This window comes from Leisingera sp. S2M4, from assembly GCF_055398055.1.
Genome location: NZ_AP040861.1, coordinates 3,353,135 through 3,376,026 on the forward strand (window position 1 = coordinate 3,353,135; position 22,892 = coordinate 3,376,026).

Here is a 22,892-nt window from a genome sequence, read left to right on the forward strand (position 1 = left end):
ATTTCCAGAAAGATGAAAGGGGCGGGAGATGTCTGAACCGTTTCTGATCGGCGACACCATGACAGGCGGTTACGGCAAGGGGCCGGACATCCTGCATGAGTGCACCATCGCCGTGAACCCAGGCGAGATCGCCGTGATCGTCGGCCCGAACGGGGCTGGCAAATCGACCGCAATGAAGGCCGTGTTCGGGATGCTGAACGTGCGCTCGGGCTCAGTGCGACTTGACGGCGAGGATATCACCACCCTGTCGCCACAGGATCGGGTGGTCAAGGGAATGGGGTTCGTGCCGCAGACCAGCAATATCTTCACCTCGATGACGGTGGAAGAAAACCTGGAAATGGGTGCCTTTATTCGTACCGATGATTTCCGGGACACGATGGAACAGGTCTATGACCTGTTCCCGATCTTGCGCGACAAGCGCAACCAGCCGGCCGGCGAGCTCTCCGGCGGCCAGCGCCAGCAGGTGGCCGTGGGCCGCGCGTTGATGACCAAGCCCAAGGTGCTGATGCTGGACGAACCAACCGCAGGCGTCTCCCCCATCGTGATGGATGAGCTGTTCGACCGGATCATCGAAGTCGCCCGCACCGGGTTGCCGATCCTGATGGTGGAACAGAACGCCAAGCAAGCGCTTGAAATCGCTGACAAGGGCTATGTGCTGGTGCAGGGGCGCAACGCCTATACCGGCACCGGAAAAGAACTTCTGGAAGATCCGGAAGTGCGCAAATCCTTCCTGGGGGGCTGAGGTATGGACCTTCTTAACGCCCTAGTGGCGCTTACCAATTTCGTCATCGTTCCCGGCCTGGCCTATGGCAGCCAGCTCGCGCTCGGGGCGCTCGGGGTCACGTTGATCTACGGGATCTTGCGGTTTTCCAACTTCGCCCATGGCGACACCATGGCCTTTGGTGCGATGCTGACCATCCTGGTGACCTGGGGGTTCCAAGCGATGGGCATCACCTTTGGCGTATTGCCCACCGCCCTGCTCGCACTGCCGTTTGGCATTCTCGGCACCATCGGCCTGATGCTGTTTACAGACAGGACCGTCTATCGGTTCTATCGCCAGCAGAAAGCCAAGCCGGTGATTTTCGTCATGGTGTCATTGGGCGTCATGTTCATGATGAACGGGCTTGTCCGCTTCATCATCGGCCCTGGCGACCAGCGTTTTGCAGACGGCGAACGTTTCATCATCAAGGCGCGCGCCTTCAAGGAAATGACCGGACTGGAGGAAGGGCTGGCGATCAAGACCACCCAAGGCATCACCGTGATCACCGCCGTGATCGTGGTGGCGCTGCTGTTCTGGTTCCTGAACAAGACCCGAACCGGAAAATCCATGCGCGCCTACTCCGATAACGAGGATCTGGCGCTGCTGTCCGGCATCAACCCGGAGCGCGTAGTGATGTACACTTGGATGATCGTCGCAGCGCTTGCGACCATTGCCGGCGTGCTCTACGGGCTCGACAAGTCGTTCAAACCCTTCACCTATTTCCAACTGCTGCTGCCCATCTTTGCCGCAGCCATCGTGGGCGGCCTTGGCAGCCCGCTGGGCGCGATTGCCGGAGGCTTCATCATCGCGTTTTCGGAGGTCACGATCACATATGCCTGGAAGAAGGTTCTGGCCTACGTGCTGCCGGATCATCTGGCGCCTGATGGGTTGGTCCAACTCCTGAGCACCGATTACAAGTTCGCGGTTTCCTTCGCGATCCTGATCGTCGTCCTTCTGTTCAAGCCTACCGGCCTCTTCAAGGGAAAAGCGGTATGAGTGAAACCCTGAAACATACACTGCTGTTTGCGCTTGTTGGCGTGCTGATCCTGCTGGAGGGGGCGACGGACGCCCTGTTCTTCTCCGGCTCGTGGAACTCGGCGCTGGTGATCCTGAACATGGGGCTGATCTCGGCCATCATGGCGATTGGTGTAAACATCCAATGGGGCTTTGCCGGTCTGTTCAACGTCGGCATCATGGGCTTTACCGCGCTGGGCGGTCTGGCGGTGGTCCTCACCGCGACTCCCGTTATTCCTGAAGCCTGGACTGCAGGCGGCTTCGGTATCGTCACCGCGCTGGTGTTGGGCGCACTGACCATCGCCGCCGCCGTAATGATCACCAAGGTCATGCCGGCGGGCAAACCGAGAGCACTGGTGCTCACCGTTGTTCTGATCGCGGGCTTTTTCGTCTACCGGGCAATTTTTGACCCGGCCGTAAGTGCCATCGAAGAAATCAACCCGGCGCTTCAGGGCAATATTGGCGGCCTCGGCCTGCCGGTGCTTCTGGCCTGGCCCGCAGGTGGACTGTTGGCCGCAGGTGCCGCCTGGCTGATTGGCAAAACCGCCTTGGGGTTGCGGTCGGACTACCTCGCGATTGCAACGCTGGGCATCGCGGAGATCATCATTGCGGTGCTGAAGAACGAAGACTGGCTGTCGCGCGGCGTGAAGAACGTCGTGGGCCTGCCGCGCCCGCTGCCCTATGAAGTGGATCTGCAGAACGACCCCTCCTTTGTCGAGAAGGCGACCGGGCTCGGACTTGACCCGGTGGTAGCCTCGACCATCTACGTCAAGGCCGGCTACGCTGTGATGTTCACGGTGGTGCTGCTTGTGCTGCTCTGGATGGCCCAGATGGCTCTCAAGAGTCCCTGGGGCCGGATGATGCGTGCAATTCGCGACAATGAAGTCGCCGCCGAGGCGATGGGCAAGGATGTCACTCGTCGTCACCTGCAGATCTTCGTGCTGGGTTCGGCGATCTGCGGCTTGGCCGGGGCCATGATGACCACCCTTGACAGCCAGCTGACGCCGGGCACCTACAACCCGCTGCGCTTCACCTTCCTGATCTGGGTGATGGTGATCGTCGGTGGTTCCGGCAACAACTTTGGCGCGGTTCTGGGCGGCATGCTGATCTGGTTCTTCTGGATCAAGGTGGAGCCGATGGGCATCCTGCTGATCGAAGCGATCACCTCCGGCATGGCCGATGGCAGCCCACTGAAGGCGCATCTGCTGGAAAGCGCTTCCCATATGCGTCTGCTGACAATGGGCTTGATATTGCTGCTTGTCCTCAGGTTCAGTCCCCGAGGACTGATCCCTGAGAAGTAACAACAAACGCCGCCCGGACAGATCCGGGCGGCGTTTCTCATTTGTGGGTTCTGTATCCGCGCCAGCGCTGGGCGGGTGAATAGGCGCCGAACGTCAGCGCCCCTTGAAAAGACTTCCCAGGATGCCCCGCACGATGCGGCGCCCGGTGGTTCCTTTCAGTTCCTTGATCACAGCCTGCGACATGGCCGACGAAAACGTATCCTTCTGACGTTGGGGGCGTGCCGTGGACCGGCTGACCCTTGTACCACTGTAGCGTCGGGCTGCGTTGAATTCCCGCGACATCGGTTCATCCGCCTCTTCCGCGGCCGTCTCGGCCTCCTCTGCAGCCTTGGCGGCAACTTCGGCCCGCTGGGCGAGAATCTCATATGCCGAGCGGCGATCTTTGAGCGCGTCATATTTTCCTGCCATATCAGATGCCTGCAGGAAAGCGGCCCGTTCCTGCGCGGTTATCGGCCCCAGCTGGGAACTGGGCGGACGAATGAGCGTGCGTTCGACAACGCCCGGAACCCCCTTCTTCTGCAGCATCGAGGTGACCGCCTCGCCCACGCCAACTTCCCGGATTGCATCCTCGGTCGAGAAGCGCGGGTTCTCCCGGTAGGTTTCCGCTGCAAGTCGAAGGTTCTTGCGGTCCCGCGCGGTAAAGGCGCGCAGTGCATGCTGAATGCGGTTGCCCAGCTGGCCCAGGATATCTTCGGGCACGTCGGCCGGATTCTGAGTGATGAAATAGATGCCAACGCCCTTGGAGCGGATCAGTCGGGCCACCTGTTCCACCTTGTCGATCAACGCCTTTGGCGCATCCTCGAACAACAGGTGGGCTTCGTCAAAGAAAAAGACCAAACGCGGCTTCTCGGGGTCGCCAACCTCCGGCAGTTCCTCAAACAGCTCGCTCAGCAACCAAAGCAGGAACGTCGCATATAAACCGGGTGCAGCCATCAGCCGATCCGCGGCCAAGATATTGACCATTCCCCGCCCGTCTGCATCACAGCGCATAAGATCGCTCAGCTCCAGCGCCGGCTCACCGAACAGGCGGGTGCCGCCCTGGTTTTCCAAGACCAGAAGACGACGCTGAATCGCCCCGATGGAGGACGTCGAAACATTGCCGTAGCGCAACGACAACTTATCGCGATTTTCTCCGATCCAAACCAGCAGCGCTTGCAGATCCTTCAGATCCAGAAGCGGCAATCCCTGCTCGTCCGCCAGTCTGAACGCGATATTCAAAATCCCTTCCTGCGCTTCGCTCAGCTCAAGCAAACGCGACAACAGCAATGGCCCCATTTCGGCAACGGTCGTGCGGACCGGATGGCCCTGTTCGCCGTAAAGATCCCAGAAGGTCACCGGGCAGGCATGATAGCTGTAGTCAGGAAAGCCGATCTTGGCCGCCCGTTCGCCAAAGGCCCCGTGCAACTTGTGCTGGGGGCTGCCAGATTTCGCCAAGCCAGAGAGATCTCCCTTCACATCGGCCAGGATGACCGGAACGCCCGCGTTGGAAAATCCTTCAGCAAGGATCTGCAGCGTGACGGTCTTGCCAGTGCCGGTTGCCCCGGCAATCAGCCCGTGGCGGTTGGCATACTTCAAAGCCAATGATTGCGGCGCACTATAGTCTTCGCCCCCGCCACCCAAAAAAATCGATTCCGCCATAGCGTGTTCCAATCCTGTTGCCCTCACCTGTTTCGGTGAGCTTTCAAATGTCCTGCGCCGCCTGGGCCTTAACGCCTGTGGATAATAATACAGCGTTAACCTTTTGGTGCCATAGTGAACAGGACCGTTTCCGGAGGACGCGATTGCCGGAGCGGACATTTCCTCCCTGTCAGACTGGCCGTGCTTCGTGCACGGCCTTCTTTTTAGGCAATCACGACTGGTCTTCGTGTTGAAAATTACTATATCGGAAGAGTTGTCGCTCAAACCCTGTCGGTTTCTGATTTTTTTGAACTTGCGTGTTGACCGGCGCTCAGCGCTTTCGTAACGTCCTACTCAATAACTAAGTCGGCCAGTCCGACGGGGAGACGCACACACGAAAAAGGGGGCCATTGGGTTCCCTTTTTTGTTACCTGACAGCAGCTTCGCCCTCAGGGGGCTTCGGCGGAAATCCTCCTTTGCCGTCCCATATTGACCTGACACCTGTCTGGGAGCGTGTTAAACGCATCGTTAGCGTCCTTAGAAAAAAGAGGCATTCATGTTGAAGTCCCTGACCCCGATCACGCTGGCAGCCGTTCTTGCCATGGCAGCTCCGCTCGCCGCGCAAGAAGCCGCAAGCGATGCGACCGAAGCGCAGGACAGCACAGAGCAGAACGCACAGACCGAACAGGGTGAACAGAGCGGTTCCACTGCCGACAACCTTCTGGATCTCGGTCAGCCGGTAGAGGATGGCCCGAAATTGGGTCAGCGCTACTCCAAGGAGACCCACGGCGACTGGGAGCTTGCCTGCGTCAAGACCGAGGGCGAAACCGACCCCTGCTCACTGTTGCAAATTCTGACCGGACCCGAAGGCAACCCGATTGCCGAAGTCTCCCTGTTCCGCATCGATCAGGAAGGCGGTCAGGCCGTCGCCGGTGCCACGGTGATCGTTCCGCTCGAGACCCTGCTGCCGGCAGCCTTAACCATTTCGGTCGATGGTGCGCCTGCCAAGCGCTACAACTACTCCTTCTGCAACCCGATGGGCTGCGTGGCACAGATTGGCCTCACCCAGGGCGATATCGACGCGTTCAAGAAGGGCCAGAAAGCAGTCCTGTCTCTGCGCCCCGCCCCGGCCCCCGACCAGGTTGTGGAAATGGATCTGTCCCTGAAAGGGTTCACCGCAGGCTACAATGTGGTGGATGTGGTCAAGCAGTAAACGCGACCACAATTTTCAAATTCAAACGCCGCGCCCTTCAGGAGGCCGCGGCGTTTTCAGTTTGACAGGACTGCGACATCACACCTTGCGCAGCGCGAGGACCGAATTCAGCCCGCCAAAGGCAAAGGCGTTGGACAAGGCCACCTCGACGCGCGCGACGCGCGCCTCGTTCGGCACGACGTCCAGGGCGCACTCCGGGTCGGGCTCTTCATAGCCGATCGTGGGTGCGATCACGCCATCGCGCAGCGCCATGATGCAGGCCAGAAGCTCAACCGCCCCGGTGCCGCCAATCAGATGCCCGTGCATCGACTTGGTCGAAGAGATCATCAGCCGGTCGGCATGCGGGCCAAACACATCGGCGACTGCCGCGCATTCGGTCTTGTCATTGGCCGCAGTTCCGGTGCCATGCGCATTGATGTAGCCAACTTCCGACCTGTCCACTCCGGCATCCCGCAGTGCACCGGCAATCGCCCGTGCCGCACCTTGTTTGCTGGGCATCACGATGTCGGAAGCGTCGGAGGTCATGGCGAAACCAATCACCTCACACAGGATTTCCGCACCGCGGGCACGGGCGTGTTCGTATTCTTCAAACACGAAAATGCCGGCTCCCTCCCCCTGCACCATTCCATTCCGGTTGGCACTGAAGGGGCGACAGGCGTCCTTGGACATGACCCGCAAACCTTCCCAGGCCTTAACCCCGCCAAAGCACAACATGGACTCCGAGCCGCCGGTGATCATCACCGGGCTCATGCCCGTGCGCACCATCTGGAACGCCTGCGACATCGCATGGTTCGATGAAGCACAGGCCGTGGAAACCGTAAAGCTTGGCCCCTTGAGGTTATACTGCATGGACACATGCCCGGCCGCGGCATTGTTCATCAGTTTCGGCACCACAAAGGGGTGCACACGGTTTTTGCCGTCCTCGTAGACGCTGCGATAGTTTTCATCCAGCGTCTGCATGCCGCCGCCCGAATTTCCGAGTACGACCCCAGCCTTGGCGGACAGTTCGCCATGGAATTCCAGCCCCGACTGGCTGATCGCCTGCTGCGCCGCCGTCAGAGTAAACTGGGTGAAGCGGTCATAAAGGCTGAGCTGCTGGCGATTGAAGCGTCCTTCCGCATCGAAATCACGCACCTGGCCGCCGATCTTGATCGCCAGGCGGTCGACATCCCGAAACTCGAGAGGCCCGATTCCGCAGCGGCCTTCACGCAGCGCTTCCAGTGTTGCGGGCACCGAATGGCCCAGGGCGTTGATGGTTCCGGCCCCGGTAATGACAACACGCTTCATCGCGGCTCAGACCTTTTCGGAGATCAACTTGTCGATGCCCGCCACGATGGCGGCCACGTTGGAGATGTCGAAATCACTCTCCTGCGGCTCATTGGCATTGAAGGGAATCGAAATATCGAACTCTTCCTCAATCGCGAAAATGCACTCCACCAGCCCCAGGCTGTCGATGCCCAGATCACTGAGTGTGCTGTCGAGGGTTACATCCGATGGCTCCAGAACGGCTTGTTCTGCAATGATTTCAATAACCTTGTCCTGCGTGCTCATGAAGTGATCCCCGATCTTTAGGCTGCGGCTGATGTAGTGAGTGGATCGTTACTTGAAAACAGCCTTTTTTAACAATTCGATGTCACGCATCAATCGAGGCAACCTGCGCTGCGCTTTGTACATCTCGGTATGGGCGTCCATCTTCACAGCGGGATAGCCCATGATCACACGGCCTGCGGGTACATTCGAGAGGATCTTGGTACCGCCACCGGCAACCACACCATCGCCGATAAAGAGATTGTCGGCCACGCCGCATTGGCCGCCCAGGACCACGTTGTTTCCGATATCAACCGAACCGGAGATACCGGTCTGACCGCACAGCAGGCAGTCATTGCCAACCCGGGTGTTGTGACCCACATGCACCAGATTGTCGAGCTTGCTGCCGTTTCCAATCACAGTGTCGCGAATGGTGCCATTGTCGATGGTGCAGTTGCTGCCCAGCTCGACATCGTCGCCAATGGTGACGGCACCCAGGGAATGGATACGCACCCAGCTCTGCGCCTTGGCCTCGCCCTGGTCGCCCAGGGACTTGCGGGCGTTTTCAACACCCGACACTTCGGGGGTCACATAGGAAAAGCCATCGCCGCCAACTCTCGCGCCGGGCTGTGCCCGGAACCGGTCGCCGATCGTGGCACGGGCTCCGATCGACACCATTTCCCGCAGCTGCGCCGCGCGACCGATCACGACATCGGCGCCGATGAAACACTGCGGCCCGATGACCGAACCGTCGCCAATGCGCGCGCGCGGTCCGATTACGCAGAAGGGGCCAACCGACACCTCTGCGCCAAGTTCAGCCGTCGGGTGGATAACGGCGCTCGGGTGAATGCCACTGTCAAAGCCCTGACCGGGGTCCAGCATGGCCGTGAGGCCAGACATGGCCATGCGCGGACGCGGTGCAAAGATCGCTGCCCGCAAGCCCAGTGCTTGCCAATCCGCGCCTTCCCACAGCATCGCGGCCTGCGCGTTTCCCTCAGCCAGGTTCTCTGCGTATTTGGGGGCCATCGCCATGGCGAGGTGCTCTGGACTCGCATCTTGCGGCTCAGAGGCCCCACTGACGGTCAGCTCCAGGTCCCCCTGAGCTTCGGCCCCCAGGGCATCGGCGATCTGGCGGATGGTAAACATGGCAAGCCCTCTCGGAAAATCCTGTTTGGGCTTGGTATCTACCCCTGAACGCTAGGCAGCACCACCCCTGCCCGCTCCAGAGCCGCCCAGATCTTCGCGTCACGTCCATATACGTCCCGACGGAATTCGGCGTGTCCCAGACTGGACACGATTGCGGTGCGATAGATCAGATGAACCGGCACTTTCTTCTCCAGCACCACCTTGGTCTCCTTGCCGCTGTTCAGGATCCGGTGGAAGAAGGCCTTCGGGTCTTCGGTTTGTCGCGCCAGCAGAGCATAGGCAAATTCAAACGGCTCCGCCAAACGGATACAGCCGTGCGAGAAGGCCCGCACTTCGCGACCGAAAAGGCTCTTCTGCGGCGTATCATGCAGGTAGATATTGTACTTGTTGGGGAACATGAATTTCACCAGCCCCAGCGCATTGCTGCGGCTCGGGGGCTGTCGCATCGCATAGGGAAAGTTCCGCGCAGTGTACTGCGAAAAATCCGCCGAGCTGCGGTTCACCACCCGGCCACGCCGATCCGTGATTTCAATGTGTCCGACGGCATTGGGGTTGTTCCGCAGCTTCGGCAAATATTCCTTGGTGATGATCGAGCGCGGCACGTACCAGCTCGGGTTGATGACCATGTGCTCCATCTCGTCAGAGAACTCAGGGCTACGCCGGTCATGCGTGTTCTTGCCAATCACCGACCGCGTTTCAAAGGTCACATCACCGTCATCGATAATCTGGGCGGAAAAATCAGCTAGGTTGACGAGGACGTGACGTTCGCCACGATCCGGAGTCAGCCAGCGTTCGCGCTCCATCGCAACCAGGATCGACTTCAGCCGATCGCTGGCGGGGCGATTCACCTCGGCCAGGGTTCCGGCCCCGGCCACACCATCAACCGCCAGTCCGTGATCGGATTGGAAGGCCTGCACAGCGCGTTCCAACGATGCGTCATAGCGTCCCGAAGCGCTACGCCCCAGATACCCCATCGCCATCAGCCGATTGCGCAAGGCCACGACAGCAGCCCCTTCGTCACCGGGTTCCAGCTTCTTGGCATTCACCGTGGCCCCCCAGCCTCCGGCCGCGATCAGCTTTTCAAGGCGCAGCTTCTCGCGCTGCAACGCACGATACTGCGATGATGTGGGAACCAAGGAGCGCATAAAGGCAAAAGGTTGATTGTCGCGGATGCCAAAAAGGAATTCTTTCGCATCGACACTGTGCTTTTTGCGCACGATGCCGTCGTCGATCCTTTGGGGTTGGAGGATGCCGGTCTGCAGATCGGTCGCGTAGTTCACCAGCGCCTGGCTCAGCGCCACTTCTACTTCGCCGAAGTCGCGGATCGTTTGGGCGTCGCGCATCTGTTGCAGCAACCGGTTCACTTCACCCGAGCGATCCGGCAGCCCGTGCGCCGCTGTTTCGCCCATCGCCGTCAGCAACGCGCTGCGGCGCAACCGCGAGGCCTGGTCCTGCCCGGTCCAGATGGCCTCATAGCCGTTTTCCCGGTAGAAACTCGCCAAAGCCTCGGACTGGGACGCCGCCTCAGCGACTGCTTGGCGGAAAGCCGCCGGCACTTCCGCCACCGCTGGCACGGTCATGCTGCCTGCGATGGCGCCTCCGAGCGCAAGGGCAAAAAGGCCCGCCTTCAGTCCCGGCATGAATTTTCCAGCAGCTCTGCCCGCCATGATGTACTCGATCCTTGATCTGCCTAAAGTTCTGTTTTGCCAGTGCCTATCTGAAAGACTGGTAAATGCCAGCCCGGAATGTCCAATCAAAAATACGAAATCTTAACCGTGATGCACCGGCGCCGCGTCTATGACGCCGACAGGCAACAGTCGCGGGGAAAAGTTCCATGCTCGTCCCCTTTTGCGCAAAAAATCGCCGAAAATACGCCCCGAAGCGTCACCCCGGCAAAGAAATGTTGGAACAAATTGGCGGCTGTGTCATACAAGCCGCACGTTAACGATCAGGAAGGTTAACGGGCCCGTAACATCGGGTACTCAGGCAAGATCACAAATCGTACGGGACGACGTAGAAACATGGCAGGAACCGCGGGCACGGGATTTTCCCGGCGTTCTCTTTTGGGTGTTTTTGCAGCAACCGCGGTTGCGGCAGCTCCGACCTTCTCCAATGCAGCAGGCTTTCTCCGCGGCGGCGGGGACATCCGGCGCATCCGAATGTACTCCGGTCGCACCGGCGAACGGCTGGACATGGTGTATTGGATTGACGGAAAATACATCAAGGAAGCCCTGCGTGAAGTGAACCATTTCATGCGCGATTGGCGGACGGACCAGGTCAAGGAAATCGACCTTCGCACCATCGACATCATGGCTGCGTCGCATAACCTCCTGGACGTGAATGAACCCTATCTGCTGCTGTCCGGCTATCGCAGCCCCAAGACGAACGCGATGCTGCGCAGCCGCTCCCGCGGCGTCGCCAAGAAGTCCCTGCACATGCGCGGCCAGGCCGCGGACCTTCGGCTGGCGTCCCGCTCGGTATCGCAGATGGCAAGTGCCGCCGAAGCCTGCCGCGCAGGCGGCGTCGGCAAATACTACCGCTCGAACTTCGTTCACATGGATTGCGGCGTCGTTCGCACTTGGCGCGGCTGACTGCCAGAACTGCACCTTGAACTTTCCAGAGCCCGAACGGCCCGCGCGTTCCACGTGCGGGCTTTTGTTTTTTCAGCTTGATAACCCGCCTCACGCCGACCGTTGCGATGTTTTTGGAAACCAGCACTTTTTTTCGATTGCAGCAACTTCGAAGCACCGCTATACCCCGCCTTAACGACGCACCTGTAGCTCAGCTGGATAGAGCGCTGCCCTCCGAAGGCAGAGGCCAGAGGTTCGAATCCTCTCAGGTGCGCCATTTTTCACCCTACAGATAAGATTCTGTTATCAGGCTCGCCTATCGAGACCTGGCGCACAGCGTTTCGACTATGCACGCGCAGGCGCCTTTACATGGTGAGCGAACCGTTTCCCAAACTCGACCCGCCGTCCGAGGAAATACTTACCGGCGCCTGGCCACGCCAAAGGGGGGCGTGACGCGGGCGAGAAATTCTTCGAGAGAATATGAAGTTATGGTGCGGGTGAAGGGACTTGAACCCCCACGCCTTGCGGCGCCAGAACCTAAATCTCACGAAAACTTCCAGAATTCAGTGGGTTCAGGTGTTTTTTTTCACAAGACACAACGTGAACAAAACGTGAAAGAGTAAAACCGCATATCGCTGTACTCACCTGCAGGAAAAGTACTTGATTTGTGAACTTGCTTCACAACCTGAGAAGGTGTAGCCTTTGCTTTGTTTGAAGACGGACAGGCCTGATCCAGCTTGTCGAAATGCTTAACCTAAGCGGTTAGGTCCAAACGCCGTGATCACGTACTCGCCGCCATATGGTCGAGATGCGCTGGCGCTTGGAAATCTTTTCTTTCCTAGCGAAGCCTCGAAACCTTACGGGTGCGTGTGCCGAAGTAGATTGGTTAAGTATGTTTCCGGAGGTGCAATGCCCCTTTCCGAACTCGTCTCAATAGCTTTCACCAAAGCGAACTGGACAACTCTGGCGTTCTCCAGGCCGAGCTCCTTACTGCGTACAGTACGCCCAACCGCGTCAATCCGATCCGCTTGCTGCAACCGGGCCGGCACACAGACCCTTTGATCCAGTAACCCCCAACCCGCCACAGTGAATTTTTCACTGAACCATCGAATTCAACTTATACAGTGAGTATTTCTTATGTCTGATTTTGTCGTATTCGCCACTTGGGAAAGTGTATGGAGCAGCTTCGCTAGCAACCCCTTAGTGATGGGAGGCGCACGTGATGCGACCATTGGCGATGAAAACTCGACTGTGGACGTCGGAGCGAATACTGAGTTCACCTATACCGGCATCCCATCTGGTTCGACTGCTTATAATGGCCCGTATTCGCTATACGAATTTACGTTAAGCAACGGTGGCCAAGCCGTCTGGATGGCAGGCGTAGGAAACTCAGGTGGAATTGTTGTGCCACTTGATGCTACCGCGTATGACACATTCGTGAACGGCACAACTTTTACCGTCGCGTCTAGCACAGCGCTTTCTCAGTACGCCTACTCAAGTTTTTACACACCACCAATTAACCAGCCCCCGACTGGTTCCGTTACTATATCAGGGACGGCGTCTGAGGGGCAAACACTCACCGCGTCCAATTCAATTTCGGACGCGGATGGCGTAGGCACGATTTCATATCAATGGAAACGTGATGGTGTCGACATCAGCGGGGCAAACGGCAGCACCTATACCCTCACCCAAACCGATGTCGGCGCTGCAATCACAGTAACAGCCAGCTACACTGATAACGCCGGTAACCCCGAAAGCGTCACCAGCTCCGCCACAGCAGCTGTGACCAACGTTAACGACGCGCCCACAGGCAGCGTCAACATTGTCGGCACCGCTGCCGAGGATCAAGTTTTGACCGCCACCAATTCTCTGGCGGACGAGGACGGGCTTGGCTCGGTCACTTATCAGTGGCAACGCGATGGTGTCGACATAACCGCAGCCACTGCAAGCACATATGCCCTGAGCCAAGAAGATGTCGGCGCGACAATAACGGTCGTAGCTAGTTACACCGATGGCGGAGGTACAACCGAAAGCGTAACCAGTGCAGGAACTGCCCCGGTCGCCAACGTTAACGACGATCCGACAGGCAACGTCACCATCGTAGGAAACGCCACCGAGAAACAAACGCTCGCAGCCACCCATACACTCGCGGATGAGGACGGGCTTGGCACGATTACCTACCAATGGCAACGCGATGGCGTCAATATTTCCGGCGCTACCGGAGTTACCTACACGCTTACCCAGGACGATGTCGGCGCGGTCGTCACCGTGGCAGCAACCTATACCGATGGTGAAGGCACAACCGAGAGCGTGACCAGTGCCGCAACGGCCACCGTGACCAACGTCAACGACGATCCGACCGGATCCGTCACCATCGTCGGAACCGCTGCCGAAGATCAAACTCTCACGGCAGCCAACACCCTGGCAGATGAAGACGGGCTGGGCACGATCGCTTACCAGTGGAAACGCGATGGCGTCGACATCAGCGGCGCAAGTGGCAGCACCTACACGCTTACCCAGGACGATGTCGGCGCGGTCATCACCGTGGCAGCAACCTATACCGATGGTGAAGGCACGACCGAGAGCGTGACCAGTGCCGCAACGGCCACCGTGACCAACGTCAACGACGATCCGACCGGATCCGTCACCATCGCCGGAACCGCTGCCGAAGATCAAACTCTCACAGCAGCCAACACCCTGGCAGATGAAGACGGGCTGGGCACTATCGCTTACCAGTGGAAACGCGATGGCGCCGACATCAGCGGCGCAAGTGGCAACACTTACACGCTTACCCAGGACGATGTCGGCGCGGTCATCACCGTCGCCGCCAGCTATACCGATGGTGAAGGCACAACCGAGAGCGTGACCAGTGCCGCAACGGCCACCGTGACCAACGTCAACGACGATCCGACCGGATCCGTCACCATCGCCGGAACCGCTGCCGAAGATCAAACTCTCACGGCAGCCAACACCCTGGCAGATGAAGACGGGCTGGGCACGATCACTTACCAGTGGAAACGCGATGGCGTCGACATTAGCGGCGCAAGTGGCAGCACCTACACGCTTACCCAGGACGATGTCGGCGCGGTCATCACCGTGGCAGCAACCTATACCGATGGTGAAGGCACAACCGAGAGCGTGACCAGTGCCGCAACGGCCACCGTGACCAACGTCAACGACGATCCGACCGGATCCGTCACCATCGCCGGAACCGCTGCCGAAGATCAAACTCTCACGGCAGCCAACACCCTGGCAGATGAAGACGGGCTGGGCACGATCACTTACCAGTGGAAACGCGATGGCGTCGACATCAGCGGCGCAAGTGGCAGCACCTACACGCTTACCCAGGACGATGTCGGCGCGGTCATCACCGTGGCAGCAACCTATACCGATGGTGAAGGCACAACCGAGAGCGTGACCAGTGCCGCAACGGCCACCGTGACCAACGTCAACGACGATCCGACCGGATCCGTCACCATCGCCGGAACCGCTGCCGAAGATCAAACTCTCACGGCAGCCAACACCCTGGCAGATGAAGACGGGCTGGGCACGATCACTTACCAGTGGAAACGCGATGGCGTCGACATCAGCGGCGCAAGTGGCAGCACTTACACGCTTACCCAGGACGATGTCGGCGCGGTCATCACCGTGGCAGCAACCTATACCGATGGTGAAGGCACAACCGAGAGCGTGACCAGTGCCGCAACGGCCACCGTGACCAACGTCAACGACGATCCGACCGGATCCGTCACCATCGCCGGAACCGCTGCCGAAGATCAAACTCTCACGGCAGCCAACACCCTGGCAGATGAAGACGGGCTGGGCACGATCGCTTACCAGTGGAAACGCGATGGCGGCGACATCAGCGGCGCAAGTGGCAGCACTTACACGCTTACCCAGGACGATGTCGGCGCGGTCATCACCGTGGCAGCAACCTATACCGATGGTGAAGGCACAACCGAGAGCGTGACCAGTGCCGCAACGGCCACCGTGACCAACGTCAACGACGATCCGACCGGATCCGTCACCATCGCCGGAACCGCTGCTGAAGATCAAACTCTCACGACGGCCAACACCCTGGCAGATGAAGACGGGCTGGGCACGATCGCTTACCAGTGGAAACGCGATGGCGCCGACATCAGCGGCGCGAACGGCAGCACCTACACGCTTACCCAGGACGATGTAGGCGCGGTCATCACCGTCGCCGCCAGCTATACCGATGATGAAGGCACGACCGAGAGCGTGACCAGTGCCGCAACGGCCACCGTGACCAACGTCAACGACGATCCGACCGGATCCGTCACCATCGCCGGAACCGCCGCCGAAGACCAAACACTCACGGCGGCCAACACCCTGGCAGATGAAGACGGGCTGGGCACGATCGCTTACCAGTGGAAACGCGATGGCGTCGACATTAGCGGCGCGAACGGCAGCACCTACACGCTTACCCAGGACGATGTCGGCGCGGTCATCACCGTCGCCGCCAGCTATACCGACGGTGAAGGCACAACCGAGAGCGTGACCAGTGCCGCAACGACCACCGTGACCAACGTCAACGACGATCCGACCGGCTCCGTCAGTATCGTAGGAACCGCTGCTGAAGATCAAACTCTCACGACGGCCAACACCCTGGCAGATGAAGACGGGCTGGGCACGATCGCTTACCAGTGGAAACGCGATGGCGTCGACATTAGCGGCGCGAACGGCAGCACCTACACGCTTACCCAGGACGATGTCGGCGCGGTCATCACCGTGGCAGCAACCTATACCGATGGTGAAGGCACAACCGAGAGCGTGACCAGTGCCGCAACGGCCACCGTGACCAACGTCAACGACGATCCGACCGGCTCCGTCAGTATCGTAGGAACCGCTGCTGAAGATCAAACTCTCACGACGGCCAACACCCTGGCAGATGAAGACGGGCTGGGCACGATCGCTTACCAGTGGCAACGCGATGGCGCCGACATCAGCGGCGCGGGCGGCAGCACCTACACGCTCACCCAGGACGATGTCGGCGCGGTCATCACCGTCGCCGCCAGCTATACCGATGGTGAAGGCACAACCGAGAGCGTGACCAGTGCCGCAACGGCCACCGTGACCAACGTCAACGACGATCCGACCGGATCCGTCATCATCGCCGGAGCAGCAACACAAGGCCAAACTTTGACCGCGACAAACACTCTCGCGGACGAAGATGGGCTTGGAAGCATTTCCTACCAGTGGAAACGCGATGGCGTCGACATTGCCGGAGCGACCGGCGACACCTACACTCTGTCCGAAGAAGACGTAGGAGCCACCATTACCACAGAAGCTAGTTATCTTGATGGCGGGGGAACTACCGAGGTCGCCTTCAGTGAGGGCACTACCGCAATCCGATATGGCGACCTCCACCAGGTAGGAACCTCCGATGATGATGAAATGCGCGGGCGCTACGGCGATGACGCTTTAACCGGCGGCGAAGGCGAGGACAGTATAGTCGGAGGCTTGGGGCACGACTCTCTTAAGGGCAACACCGGATCCGACAGCCTTCATGGCTGGAGAGGTAACGACCTTCTCGTGGGCGGCAAGGACGAAGACGCTCTCTACGGAGGCAAAGGAAACGACACCCTTGAAGGTGGAACGGGTAACGACTTGCTCCTAGGTCGCCTCGACGACGATGTGATTGCAGGCGGTAAAGGTAGAGACACACTCAAAGGGGGGAAAGGAGATGATTTACTGACCGGAGGATTTGGAGCGGACACTTTTGTATTTGGTCGCGATCACGGAAACGATACGATCACAGACTTCGGCCAAGGAAACGATTTGATTGAAATCATTCGTGGGGCAAAGTCTTTGTCGCAGGTAACGTTTTCGCAAGATGGCAACGATGTATTGCTCTCCTTCGGCTCAACCACTGTGCTGGTAGAAAGCACGACGGTTGCCGAGTTGAATGACGCGGATCATTTCCTTTTCACTTGAACCAGCAGGACACCGCGATGGCTTGAAGTTACGTCTTGCAACACTTTTTCATCACGGCGCCGCTCCACATGAAATATCTGTCAGTGGAGCGGCGCAAGAAGCTCAGAAAGATGTCCGATCTTCGCTAAGGCAGCGCTGTATAGGTAAGCATTAATTGGTCATCCAATTAGTAAAAACAGCCCAAAGCGGCCGTAGGCAAGAGGTGTCGCGCCAAAGATGCTGCCGGTGCGAAATTCCTTGGTCAACTTCCCGGAAGCGGACCCTCGGCCGACCAAGCTGCGTCAAATGATGCTGCGGGGCACACCGGCGGCACCAGAGCTGCAGAAGCGTCTTTTGCAGACTCGGCTGTGTTACGCAGCCAGGCCGAGTTTCTCTGTTGCGACGCGGCCCACGGTTCCCTCCGTTCGCTGAGACTGCGAGGTTTTGAAACCGGTGAGCTCACACAATACCAGACTTTGTGGACATGCGCTGCTGCTGAAGCATGGGTTAACCCGGGCGTCAGCCTACGCTCTCTCGGTAATGATACTTCAGGCCAGTAAATGCCCGCGAAAATTCTCACCATTTCGGTTGAAGACTTGTGAGTAAATAATCATCGGGCACCGATTTGTGAAAAAAAATAAAGACAGGTAGCAGAAAGAAATACTTCCATTTTAAAGATATCCTGCTCGAGCTCACTCGTGGAGGTGGGGTTTTCTAGGGTTTGTCCATGAGCAATCTTATTGCGCCGCGTAACTATCTCCTCTAAGAAAGTGTGCCAAAGATTTTCCTCCCCCCTTTTCTTCTTTGCCTTGGCGTTCTCATCAAACATACCATTGCTGAAACCTAGGTATGGAAACCTGTACAGGTTGGCGCGATAACTTTTAAGCTTCCTCAGGGTCCAATACTGCTTTCCTGCATTTCCAGAAAACGCTTGAAGTAGGAAATCAGATCCTATTGCATTTAGCGTAGCCGTAACGCCAAGCTTCTCAAATGGCTTATCAACATAGGACGGCTTTGGATTATTGTTAGCTGTCTCTAGGTAAGTGATCGCCTCGAGGTCGATAGGCACGCTATTGCTATCAAAAAACGCTACCAATTGCTCGGTCCGCTGATTGACAGATCTTTCTGAAACCCCCTCGAAGAAAGCGATTTTTCTACAAAAGCTACGCTTGAGCGCAGGCGGCATCTTATGAAAGTCTTTGCGAAAATAATTCAAATCACGAACAGCGGATGAGGTGAAATCCGATATGGCACCCTCTATGTGTGATGATATTAGTACGCAACATGACCTGCAAATAGCGTCGTAAGCGGGTTCATCACTGTACATCAAGCATTTCGCCTGTTCGAGTAGAGCCTTGAGCTCCTTCACTCGTGCGCTTATCGAACCACTCGCCTCAAAAGCAGCTGTACTCATTTCCTAAGATGCTCAATCACTTTTTCTATTCTATATTTGACCTTGGAAACATCCGCAGTCGCGCCACTTACTGCGGAAAAGAAGTCAGGATCCTCAAAGAGGCGTTTATAATCAGCAAACTTTTCAACAAAACCTTCATCCTTAGCTCTAATTTTCTCTCTGGAAATACTCTCAAAAGTACCCACGGAAATGGCATCAAACACGGCCGCATTAAAACTCGACATTTTCTTTACTACTTGACCACCGACCACGTGATACTTTGCGAAGGCATATGGACCCAGTGCATGTTCTAGAAAATCCATACACTCTCTAAATTCGACTTCCAACTCTTCAATCTCAAGGGGGGAAAGCGCATTCAGCTCCCCCATTTTCTCAGTGAGAAACTTTTTAAGGCCTTTGCTGAGCTCCTTATACTGCCCTTTCCGCAGAGCGAAAAAGCGAAGCACCAACTCCAGATCCTCCATTTTCTTCACTTTCGCACTTTCATCTGGGTTGTCCAAAGGAATTTGCAGCATTTTTCTGAAACTGCCAACTTGCGCCATTCTCTTCAAAGCTTCGTTGAATGGACCGCGAGCGGTAGCATTTCGCAATTCCTGCGCTTCAAGTTTTACCGATCCAGTGTTGAGCCGCTCAAAGATGTCGTACTTCACCTGAGGGTCGAGTGTGGAGTCAATGCGAAGGCATTTTACCGTTCTTTCGTCAAGTCTACGAAGAAGGAAGGGCGGCAATTGTCGATACAATAGCCCGTTTACGCCTTCAAGAGTTTCCAGACCCACAAGTTCTAATTCATTTTTCATGAACCGATAGATAGCCGTGAGACGTTGCTGACCATCAATAATGGTGAATCTTGAAACATTTTCTTCAGTTTCGTCGTCCACATCCACGTCTTGAGAGATATAAATAACGGGAATAGGGATGTTCAGCAGTAAACTCTCGATCAAACGGGAGGATAGTTCATCGCTCCACCTGTGTCGCCTTTGATAGTCAGGATCCAGCTTGATTATACCTTTATCAATCCGTTTTATTATCGTCTCCAGGTCAAACTCAATATTTTGCGTCTTCACTGTCCGCTCGCGGGCCAAACTTTGAAGGCTTTCCAGATTATTCTTTAGGCTTCTTGACATTATTCTTCTTTCTCACCGTCAGAGGCTAGAATGCTCCGAACTGGGTTGTGTTCGTTTGAGACTGTACGGGTGAGCGCAGCCGTTGCCAAGATGTCGCTATGTTGAGGTTACCCAACACAAGACAGCATGAAGGGCTAGGTGGTCAGACCCTTCGTGTCATGCTGCCGAAGCAAAATTCGTGGGCTGGAGGAGTGACGGACTAAGACACGAAGCCGACATGCGGCACTGCGGTAGCGTGATTGAAGCGATATCGTGCCTGGTCCCGACCGCTAGTTGGTACCAGTAGCCCAAAAGCGGCCCAAGCCATGGGTTGTAGCTCCAATGACCCTGCATGTGCGAAACGTTAATAACATTTGAGTGAAACGGACATTCAACAACCTTAGCTTGCAACATTCAATGCAGCAGTCGGCACCAAGGGCAGCGATTTGCAGGTACCATCCGCTCGAACTCCGGCACCGTCGAGGCAGACGCGAAACTTCGATTCCGGACCGCAGACGTTCGCTGCATGTGACATCTCGGGAACCTGCGGGTGCGATGATCAATATTGCTTAGTGTAGTAGACGCCATTTTGCTGCCCTGCCCACCTGGCTATTTTTGTGACCTGCTAGGCGGACTAGCACTCAACGGCTCCACCTCGATCATATAGATGACCCACTGAAGAAGGAGGTAAGCCAATTGGGAACTGATCGACGGCGATAGCGAGCGATCAGAGCAGACCTTTCCCTTGATTTCCTGAAGGTTTCCACATTCCGCTTTGTGTCATAGAAACTAATTTTCTTTGCCTTCAGAACTTTGAACCAGTCATGATTGTCCACAAAATCTGCGTCTGGCGGTGTTAACCACCCTTTGAGGTCGGCTTCATACGCTAGCAACCAACAGGATGCTGTTAAATTCTCTTTGATCAATAGAGAATTCCAGTAGGCCTTGTCTAAGCTGCCTTCGATTAGCCCTTGGCTTTCTAGATCCAAGACCAAGAGCGCCCACACCGAGTTCTCCACGGCACAAATTGGCATTAGAGTATCCGCTGAAAGCTTGATTCTCAGAGCCTTTGCTAGGAACAGTGCCCATGCGACCTCCGCTGTGTGGCGCAGTGCAACAGACTTTTCCAGTTCATCTTCGATCAACTTTTTACAGCGAGCTGCGCTTATCGGTGCGCCCTGTAGCCGGTAGTTCACCAGGATCTGCACCACGACGGGCAAGGTGATCGGATAGGCGCGAGCAGCTCGGAGAACAAAACTCTCGAACAGGGGGTAAGACTGTTTGGAAATAGAAAACGATCGCGCCACTTTCAGAGCATAGTCCATGACGTTACTTGTGGGATGGGCTCTTGCGAGGCTAAACGCCTGCGAAAAAAACCTGTTGAGCTGCTTAATCTGACCGTTTCCGCTGCGGTTTGATACGGCTAAAGCTAGTAACTCGCTTGGCCAAGTCTCTATGATCTCGTCTTTTGTGTCGATTATGCTCGTCTTCTCAAGGTTGAGCTCGAGCTCGAATTCTGCACAGGCTTGAGCAAGGCTTCGCATCGCGGCTTCAGCAGATTTAGCTGTATTGTGTCCGATAAACCAATCATCGACGAAGCGGTGCGCGCACCCCTTCGCTTCAGGAGCAAGTTCAAAGAAACGCATTTCCAAAGCTACGGCAATAATTTCTGAGAGGATGCGTGAGGTATCAGGGCCAACCGGAATTCCGATGGTTTGGTTATCCTGCCCCTTCCGTACAAGTGTGTCCAACTCGTTTCCAAGAGTTGCCTTTAACAGGGGGGAATTTACATGCTTCTTGCACCACGCCTTTCCGTGGAGCGCCCAAGGTAGCGTGTGAGTATAGATCGTTCCATAGTATCTCGAGATATCGCTTATTAGAATATGATCGAAATCGCCTCCGGCCTTGAGTTTCATGAACTCGATCTTTGAAAAATCTGGCTTTGGCACAGCTCTATTTGCGCCCTTCTGCAGATATGCATGATCTAGAGATGCAGAGCCAAGGCTAAGGTGTTTCTTGATCTTCACCCAATCGTCGGAGATTTTCTTCGATAAGAAATATTGAGAGATTGGATTGACGATCGATAAATTGCGACGCTTCCAACCCAGCCTTTGAATACTGTAGATCTCGGGGATCGTTCTGGGCGGCTGCTGCTGCGGTTGCTCAGGCCAATTTTCCCAAACATACTTTCTATAATGCGCTAGATCCTTTGTGTTGAATGGTGGCGGAAGCTCCTCAGGGAAAAAGCCTCTTTCCAAGAGGGATCGCAAGCGCTCGGTTTTTGTAAGCTCGGGCACTCCTAACACCTTTCCATGGAATCGCCGCGGTTTCGTATACTGCTCTTGACTTCTGCTTGGCAGTCATCTCTTGGGACCTCAAGCCTTCAGTTTTAAGACTTAGGTATCCTTCCGCACTTTTGTCACAGCACAAGCATGAAAGAGCCAAATATCGCTTAACTAGTCGGCTCTCTCTTCTATATCCCAGTTGTTAATAAGGTGATTTTGCAGGTAGCGAAACCAAGTGACCTTCCTCACCTGTAGGAGACGACTGCAGCGAACGGTAGGACCGGCGGACTGCGCCGTAGCTTAAAAACTCGGCTAATTGGGTCAAACGGATGAGTTTGCAAAGGGCGCTTCCTGCGCCCCTCCGACCTTCGAGCAGTGCGCAGCATCGCCCTGGTCAACTGTGCAGCCCTGGAGGTCTGCTCTCGGGAAATCTGGCTGATCCTTCGCGCTTGCGGCGAGGGGTTCGCCGCGCATCGTGCGAACGTCTGAATTGGGCTGTCTGCGGCCCTCTGTTTCAGCGTTGGTAGCAGGACAGCCGAGTGATCAACGCGCTGTACTGCCGCAAATCCGTTGTGAGCCCAAGGCGGTCATCTGGTTCGGGCCTCGAATAGCAGTTCGTATTCGCTGTCGAGGTCGCTGTTCTCGGGATCAAATTGGATTGGGGTGATACCAGATCGGAGCCAATGCTCCTTGAACTGGCGATGTATCTTATCCACCGAGAGAGTTGACACGGACATGGCATGCGCCGCCGCATCGACATCATCGACATCCATGAGCCCAATCACGCAAAGGGGCTGGCCTGGACAGAGATACCATGCTTCATGCCGAACTCCCTCGCGGTTGAGAGATTCTAAAACCTCTTCCATGTGTTCGCGCATGTAGTTGCTCCACAGTCGCACGCGGAGTTCGTCACAGGTGAGAGGGATCTTGGCAGCCCGATAGGTCATGATTTGACTCTCGGTGAACTGGGCGATGTCTGCAAGGTCCCGCACCGCCGACGTTCGA

At 56.8% G+C, this 22,892-nt stretch carries 15 protein-coding genes and 1 tRNA gene; 7 read left to right on the top strand and 9 right to left on the bottom strand.

Annotated elements, in window-relative coordinates; all coding sequences use genetic code 11:
• Positions 1 to 28: 28 nt before the first annotated feature.
• The 3 genes from ACZ52D_RS16220 to ACZ52D_RS16230 are packed head-to-tail and all read left to right on the top strand — an operon-like array spanning position 29 to position 3,075.
• On the top strand, positions 29 to 742 hold the full coding sequence (locus ACZ52D_RS16220; RefSeq protein WP_222453011.1) for an ABC transporter ATP-binding protein: 714 nt from the start codon (positions 29 to 31) through the stop codon (positions 740 to 742).
• Between the two features lie 3 nt (positions 743 to 745).
• Entirely contained in the window at positions 746 to 1,756 is a 1,011-nt protein-coding gene (locus ACZ52D_RS16225) for a branched-chain amino acid ABC transporter permease (RefSeq protein WP_222453010.1), read from the top strand.
• Complete coding sequence (locus tag ACZ52D_RS16230; protein WP_464441994.1) at positions 1,753 to 3,075, top strand: branched-chain amino acid ABC transporter permease; 1,323 nt, start codon at positions 1,753 to 1,755, stop codon at positions 3,073 to 3,075. The genes ACZ52D_RS16225 and ACZ52D_RS16230 overlap by 4 nt, the downstream gene beginning before the upstream one ends.
• Before the next feature lie 93 nt (positions 3,076 to 3,168).
• Here the strand turns inward: ACZ52D_RS16230 and ACZ52D_RS16235 are convergent, their stop codons facing one another.
• Complete coding sequence (locus ACZ52D_RS16235) at positions 3,169 to 4,713, bottom strand: helicase HerA-like domain-containing protein (protein WP_464443146.1); 1,545 nt, start codon at positions 4,711 to 4,713, stop codon at positions 3,169 to 3,171.
• 535 nt (positions 4,714 to 5,248) lie between these two features.
• Here ACZ52D_RS16235 and ACZ52D_RS16240 point away from each other — a divergent pair.
• Entirely contained in the window at positions 5,249 to 5,905 is a 657-nt protein-coding gene (locus ACZ52D_RS16240) for an invasion associated locus B family protein (protein WP_464441996.1), read from the top strand.
• A gap of 78 nt (positions 5,906 to 5,983) precedes the next feature.
• Here the strand turns inward: ACZ52D_RS16240 and ACZ52D_RS16245 are convergent, their stop codons facing one another.
• The 4 genes from ACZ52D_RS16245 to ACZ52D_RS16260 are packed head-to-tail and all read right to left on the bottom strand — an operon-like array spanning position 5,984 to position 10,218.
• A complete protein-coding gene (locus ACZ52D_RS16245) occupies positions 5,984 to 7,192 on the bottom strand; it encodes a beta-ketoacyl-[acyl-carrier-protein] synthase family protein (RefSeq protein WP_222453006.1) in 1,209 nt (402 codons plus the stop codon).
• A gap of 6 nt (positions 7,193 to 7,198) precedes the next feature.
• Positions 7,199 to 7,456, bottom strand: a complete 258-nt coding sequence (locus ACZ52D_RS16250; protein ID WP_222453005.1) for an acyl carrier protein — start codon at positions 7,454 to 7,456, stop codon at positions 7,199 to 7,201.
• A gap of 48 nt (positions 7,457 to 7,504) precedes the next feature.
• Complete coding sequence (gene lpxD, locus ACZ52D_RS16255; RefSeq protein ID WP_464441997.1) at positions 7,505 to 8,578, bottom strand: UDP-3-O-(3-hydroxymyristoyl)glucosamine N-acyltransferase; 1,074 nt, start codon at positions 8,576 to 8,578, stop codon at positions 7,505 to 7,507.
• A 38-nt stretch (positions 8,579 to 8,616) separates the two neighbouring features.
• Entirely contained in the window at positions 8,617 to 10,218 is a 1,602-nt protein-coding gene (locus ACZ52D_RS16260; RefSeq protein WP_464441998.1) for a L,D-transpeptidase family protein, read from the bottom strand.
• A gap of 381 nt (positions 10,219 to 10,599) precedes the next feature.
• Between ACZ52D_RS16260 and ACZ52D_RS16265 the strand changes: the two genes are divergently transcribed.
• From ACZ52D_RS16265 to ACZ52D_RS16275, 3 genes are all read left to right on the top strand, one after another.
• Positions 10,600 to 11,169 carry a peptidoglycan L,D-endopeptidase MepK gene (locus ACZ52D_RS16265; RefSeq protein ID WP_369924135.1) on the top strand — a complete coding sequence of 190 codons (570 nt, stop codon included), beginning with the start codon at positions 10,600 to 10,602 and terminating at the stop codon, positions 11,167 to 11,169.
• A 179-nt stretch (positions 11,170 to 11,348) separates the two neighbouring features.
• Positions 11,349 to 11,425: transfer RNA gene (locus ACZ52D_RS16270), tRNA-Arg, on the top strand.
• An 860-nt stretch (positions 11,426 to 12,285) separates the two neighbouring features.
• Positions 12,286 to 17,106, top strand: a complete 4,821-nt coding sequence (locus ACZ52D_RS16275; RefSeq protein WP_464442000.1) for a beta strand repeat-containing protein — start codon at positions 12,286 to 12,288, stop codon at positions 17,104 to 17,106.
• Positions 17,107 to 17,695: 589 nt separating this feature from the next.
• Here the strand turns inward: ACZ52D_RS16275 and ACZ52D_RS16280 are convergent.
• The 4 genes from ACZ52D_RS16280 to ACZ52D_RS16295 form a co-directional block, all read right to left on the bottom strand.
• Positions 17,696 to 18,499, bottom strand: a complete 804-nt coding sequence (locus ACZ52D_RS16280) for a HEPN domain-containing protein (protein WP_464442002.1) — start codon at positions 18,497 to 18,499, stop codon at positions 17,696 to 17,698.
• A complete protein-coding gene (locus tag ACZ52D_RS16285) occupies positions 18,496 to 19,563 on the bottom strand; it encodes a DUF262 domain-containing protein (protein ID WP_464442003.1) in 1,068 nt (355 codons plus the stop codon). Before ACZ52D_RS16285 ends, ACZ52D_RS16280 begins: the two co-directional genes overlap by 4 nt.
• A 698-nt stretch (positions 19,564 to 20,261) precedes the next feature.
• On the bottom strand, positions 20,262 to 21,899 hold the full coding sequence (locus tag ACZ52D_RS16290) for an RNA-directed DNA polymerase (protein WP_464442005.1): 1,638 nt from the start codon (positions 21,897 to 21,899) through the stop codon (positions 20,262 to 20,264).
• 575 nt (positions 21,900 to 22,474) lie between these two features.
• Complete coding sequence (locus tag ACZ52D_RS16295; RefSeq protein ID WP_464442006.1) at positions 22,475 to 22,834, bottom strand: DUF6176 family protein; 360 nt, start codon at positions 22,832 to 22,834, stop codon at positions 22,475 to 22,477.
• Positions 22,835 to 22,892: the final 58 nt, after the last annotated feature.

Bases quoted from the DNA above. Each gene is read 5' to 3' on its own strand.
- ACZ52D_RS16280 (WP_464442002.1), bottom strand. From the start codon at position 18,499: ATGAGTACAGCTGCTTTTGAGGCGAGTGGTTCGATAAGCGCACGAGTG.
- ACZ52D_RS16235 (WP_464443146.1), bottom strand. From the start codon at position 4,713: ATGGCGGAATCGATTTTTTTGGGTGGCGGGGGCGAAGACTATAGTGCG.
- lpxD (WP_464441997.1), bottom strand. From the start codon at position 8,578: ATGTTTACCATCCGCCAGATCGCCGATGCCCTGGGGGCCGAAGCTCAG.
- ACZ52D_RS16260 (WP_464441998.1), bottom strand. From the start codon at position 10,218: ATGCCGGGACTGAAGGCGGGCCTTTTTGCCCTTGCGCTCGGAGGCGCC.
- ACZ52D_RS16230 (WP_464441994.1), top strand. From the start codon at position 1,753: ATGAGTGAAACCCTGAAACATACACTGCTGTTTGCGCTTGTTGGCGTG.
- ACZ52D_RS16275 (WP_464442000.1), top strand. From the start codon at position 12,286: ATGTCTGATTTTGTCGTATTCGCCACTTGGGAAAGTGTATGGAGCAGC.
- ACZ52D_RS16240 (WP_464441996.1), top strand. From the start codon at position 5,249: ATGTTGAAGTCCCTGACCCCGATCACGCTGGCAGCCGTTCTTGCCATG.
- ACZ52D_RS16245 (WP_222453006.1), bottom strand. From the start codon at position 7,192: ATGAAGCGTGTTGTCATTACCGGGGCCGGAACCATCAACGCCCTGGGC.
- ACZ52D_RS16265 (WP_369924135.1), top strand. From the start codon at position 10,600: ATGGCAGGAACCGCGGGCACGGGATTTTCCCGGCGTTCTCTTTTGGGT.
- ACZ52D_RS16220 (WP_222453011.1), top strand. From the start codon at position 29: ATGTCTGAACCGTTTCTGATCGGCGACACCATGACAGGCGGTTACGGC.
- ACZ52D_RS16295 (WP_464442006.1), bottom strand. From the start codon at position 22,834: ATGACCTATCGGGCTGCCAAGATCCCTCTCACCTGTGACGAACTCCGC.
- ACZ52D_RS16250 (WP_222453005.1), bottom strand. From the start codon at position 7,456: ATGAGCACGCAGGACAAGGTTATTGAAATCATTGCAGAACAAGCCGTT.
- ACZ52D_RS16225 (WP_222453010.1), top strand. From the start codon at position 746: ATGGACCTTCTTAACGCCCTAGTGGCGCTTACCAATTTCGTCATCGTT.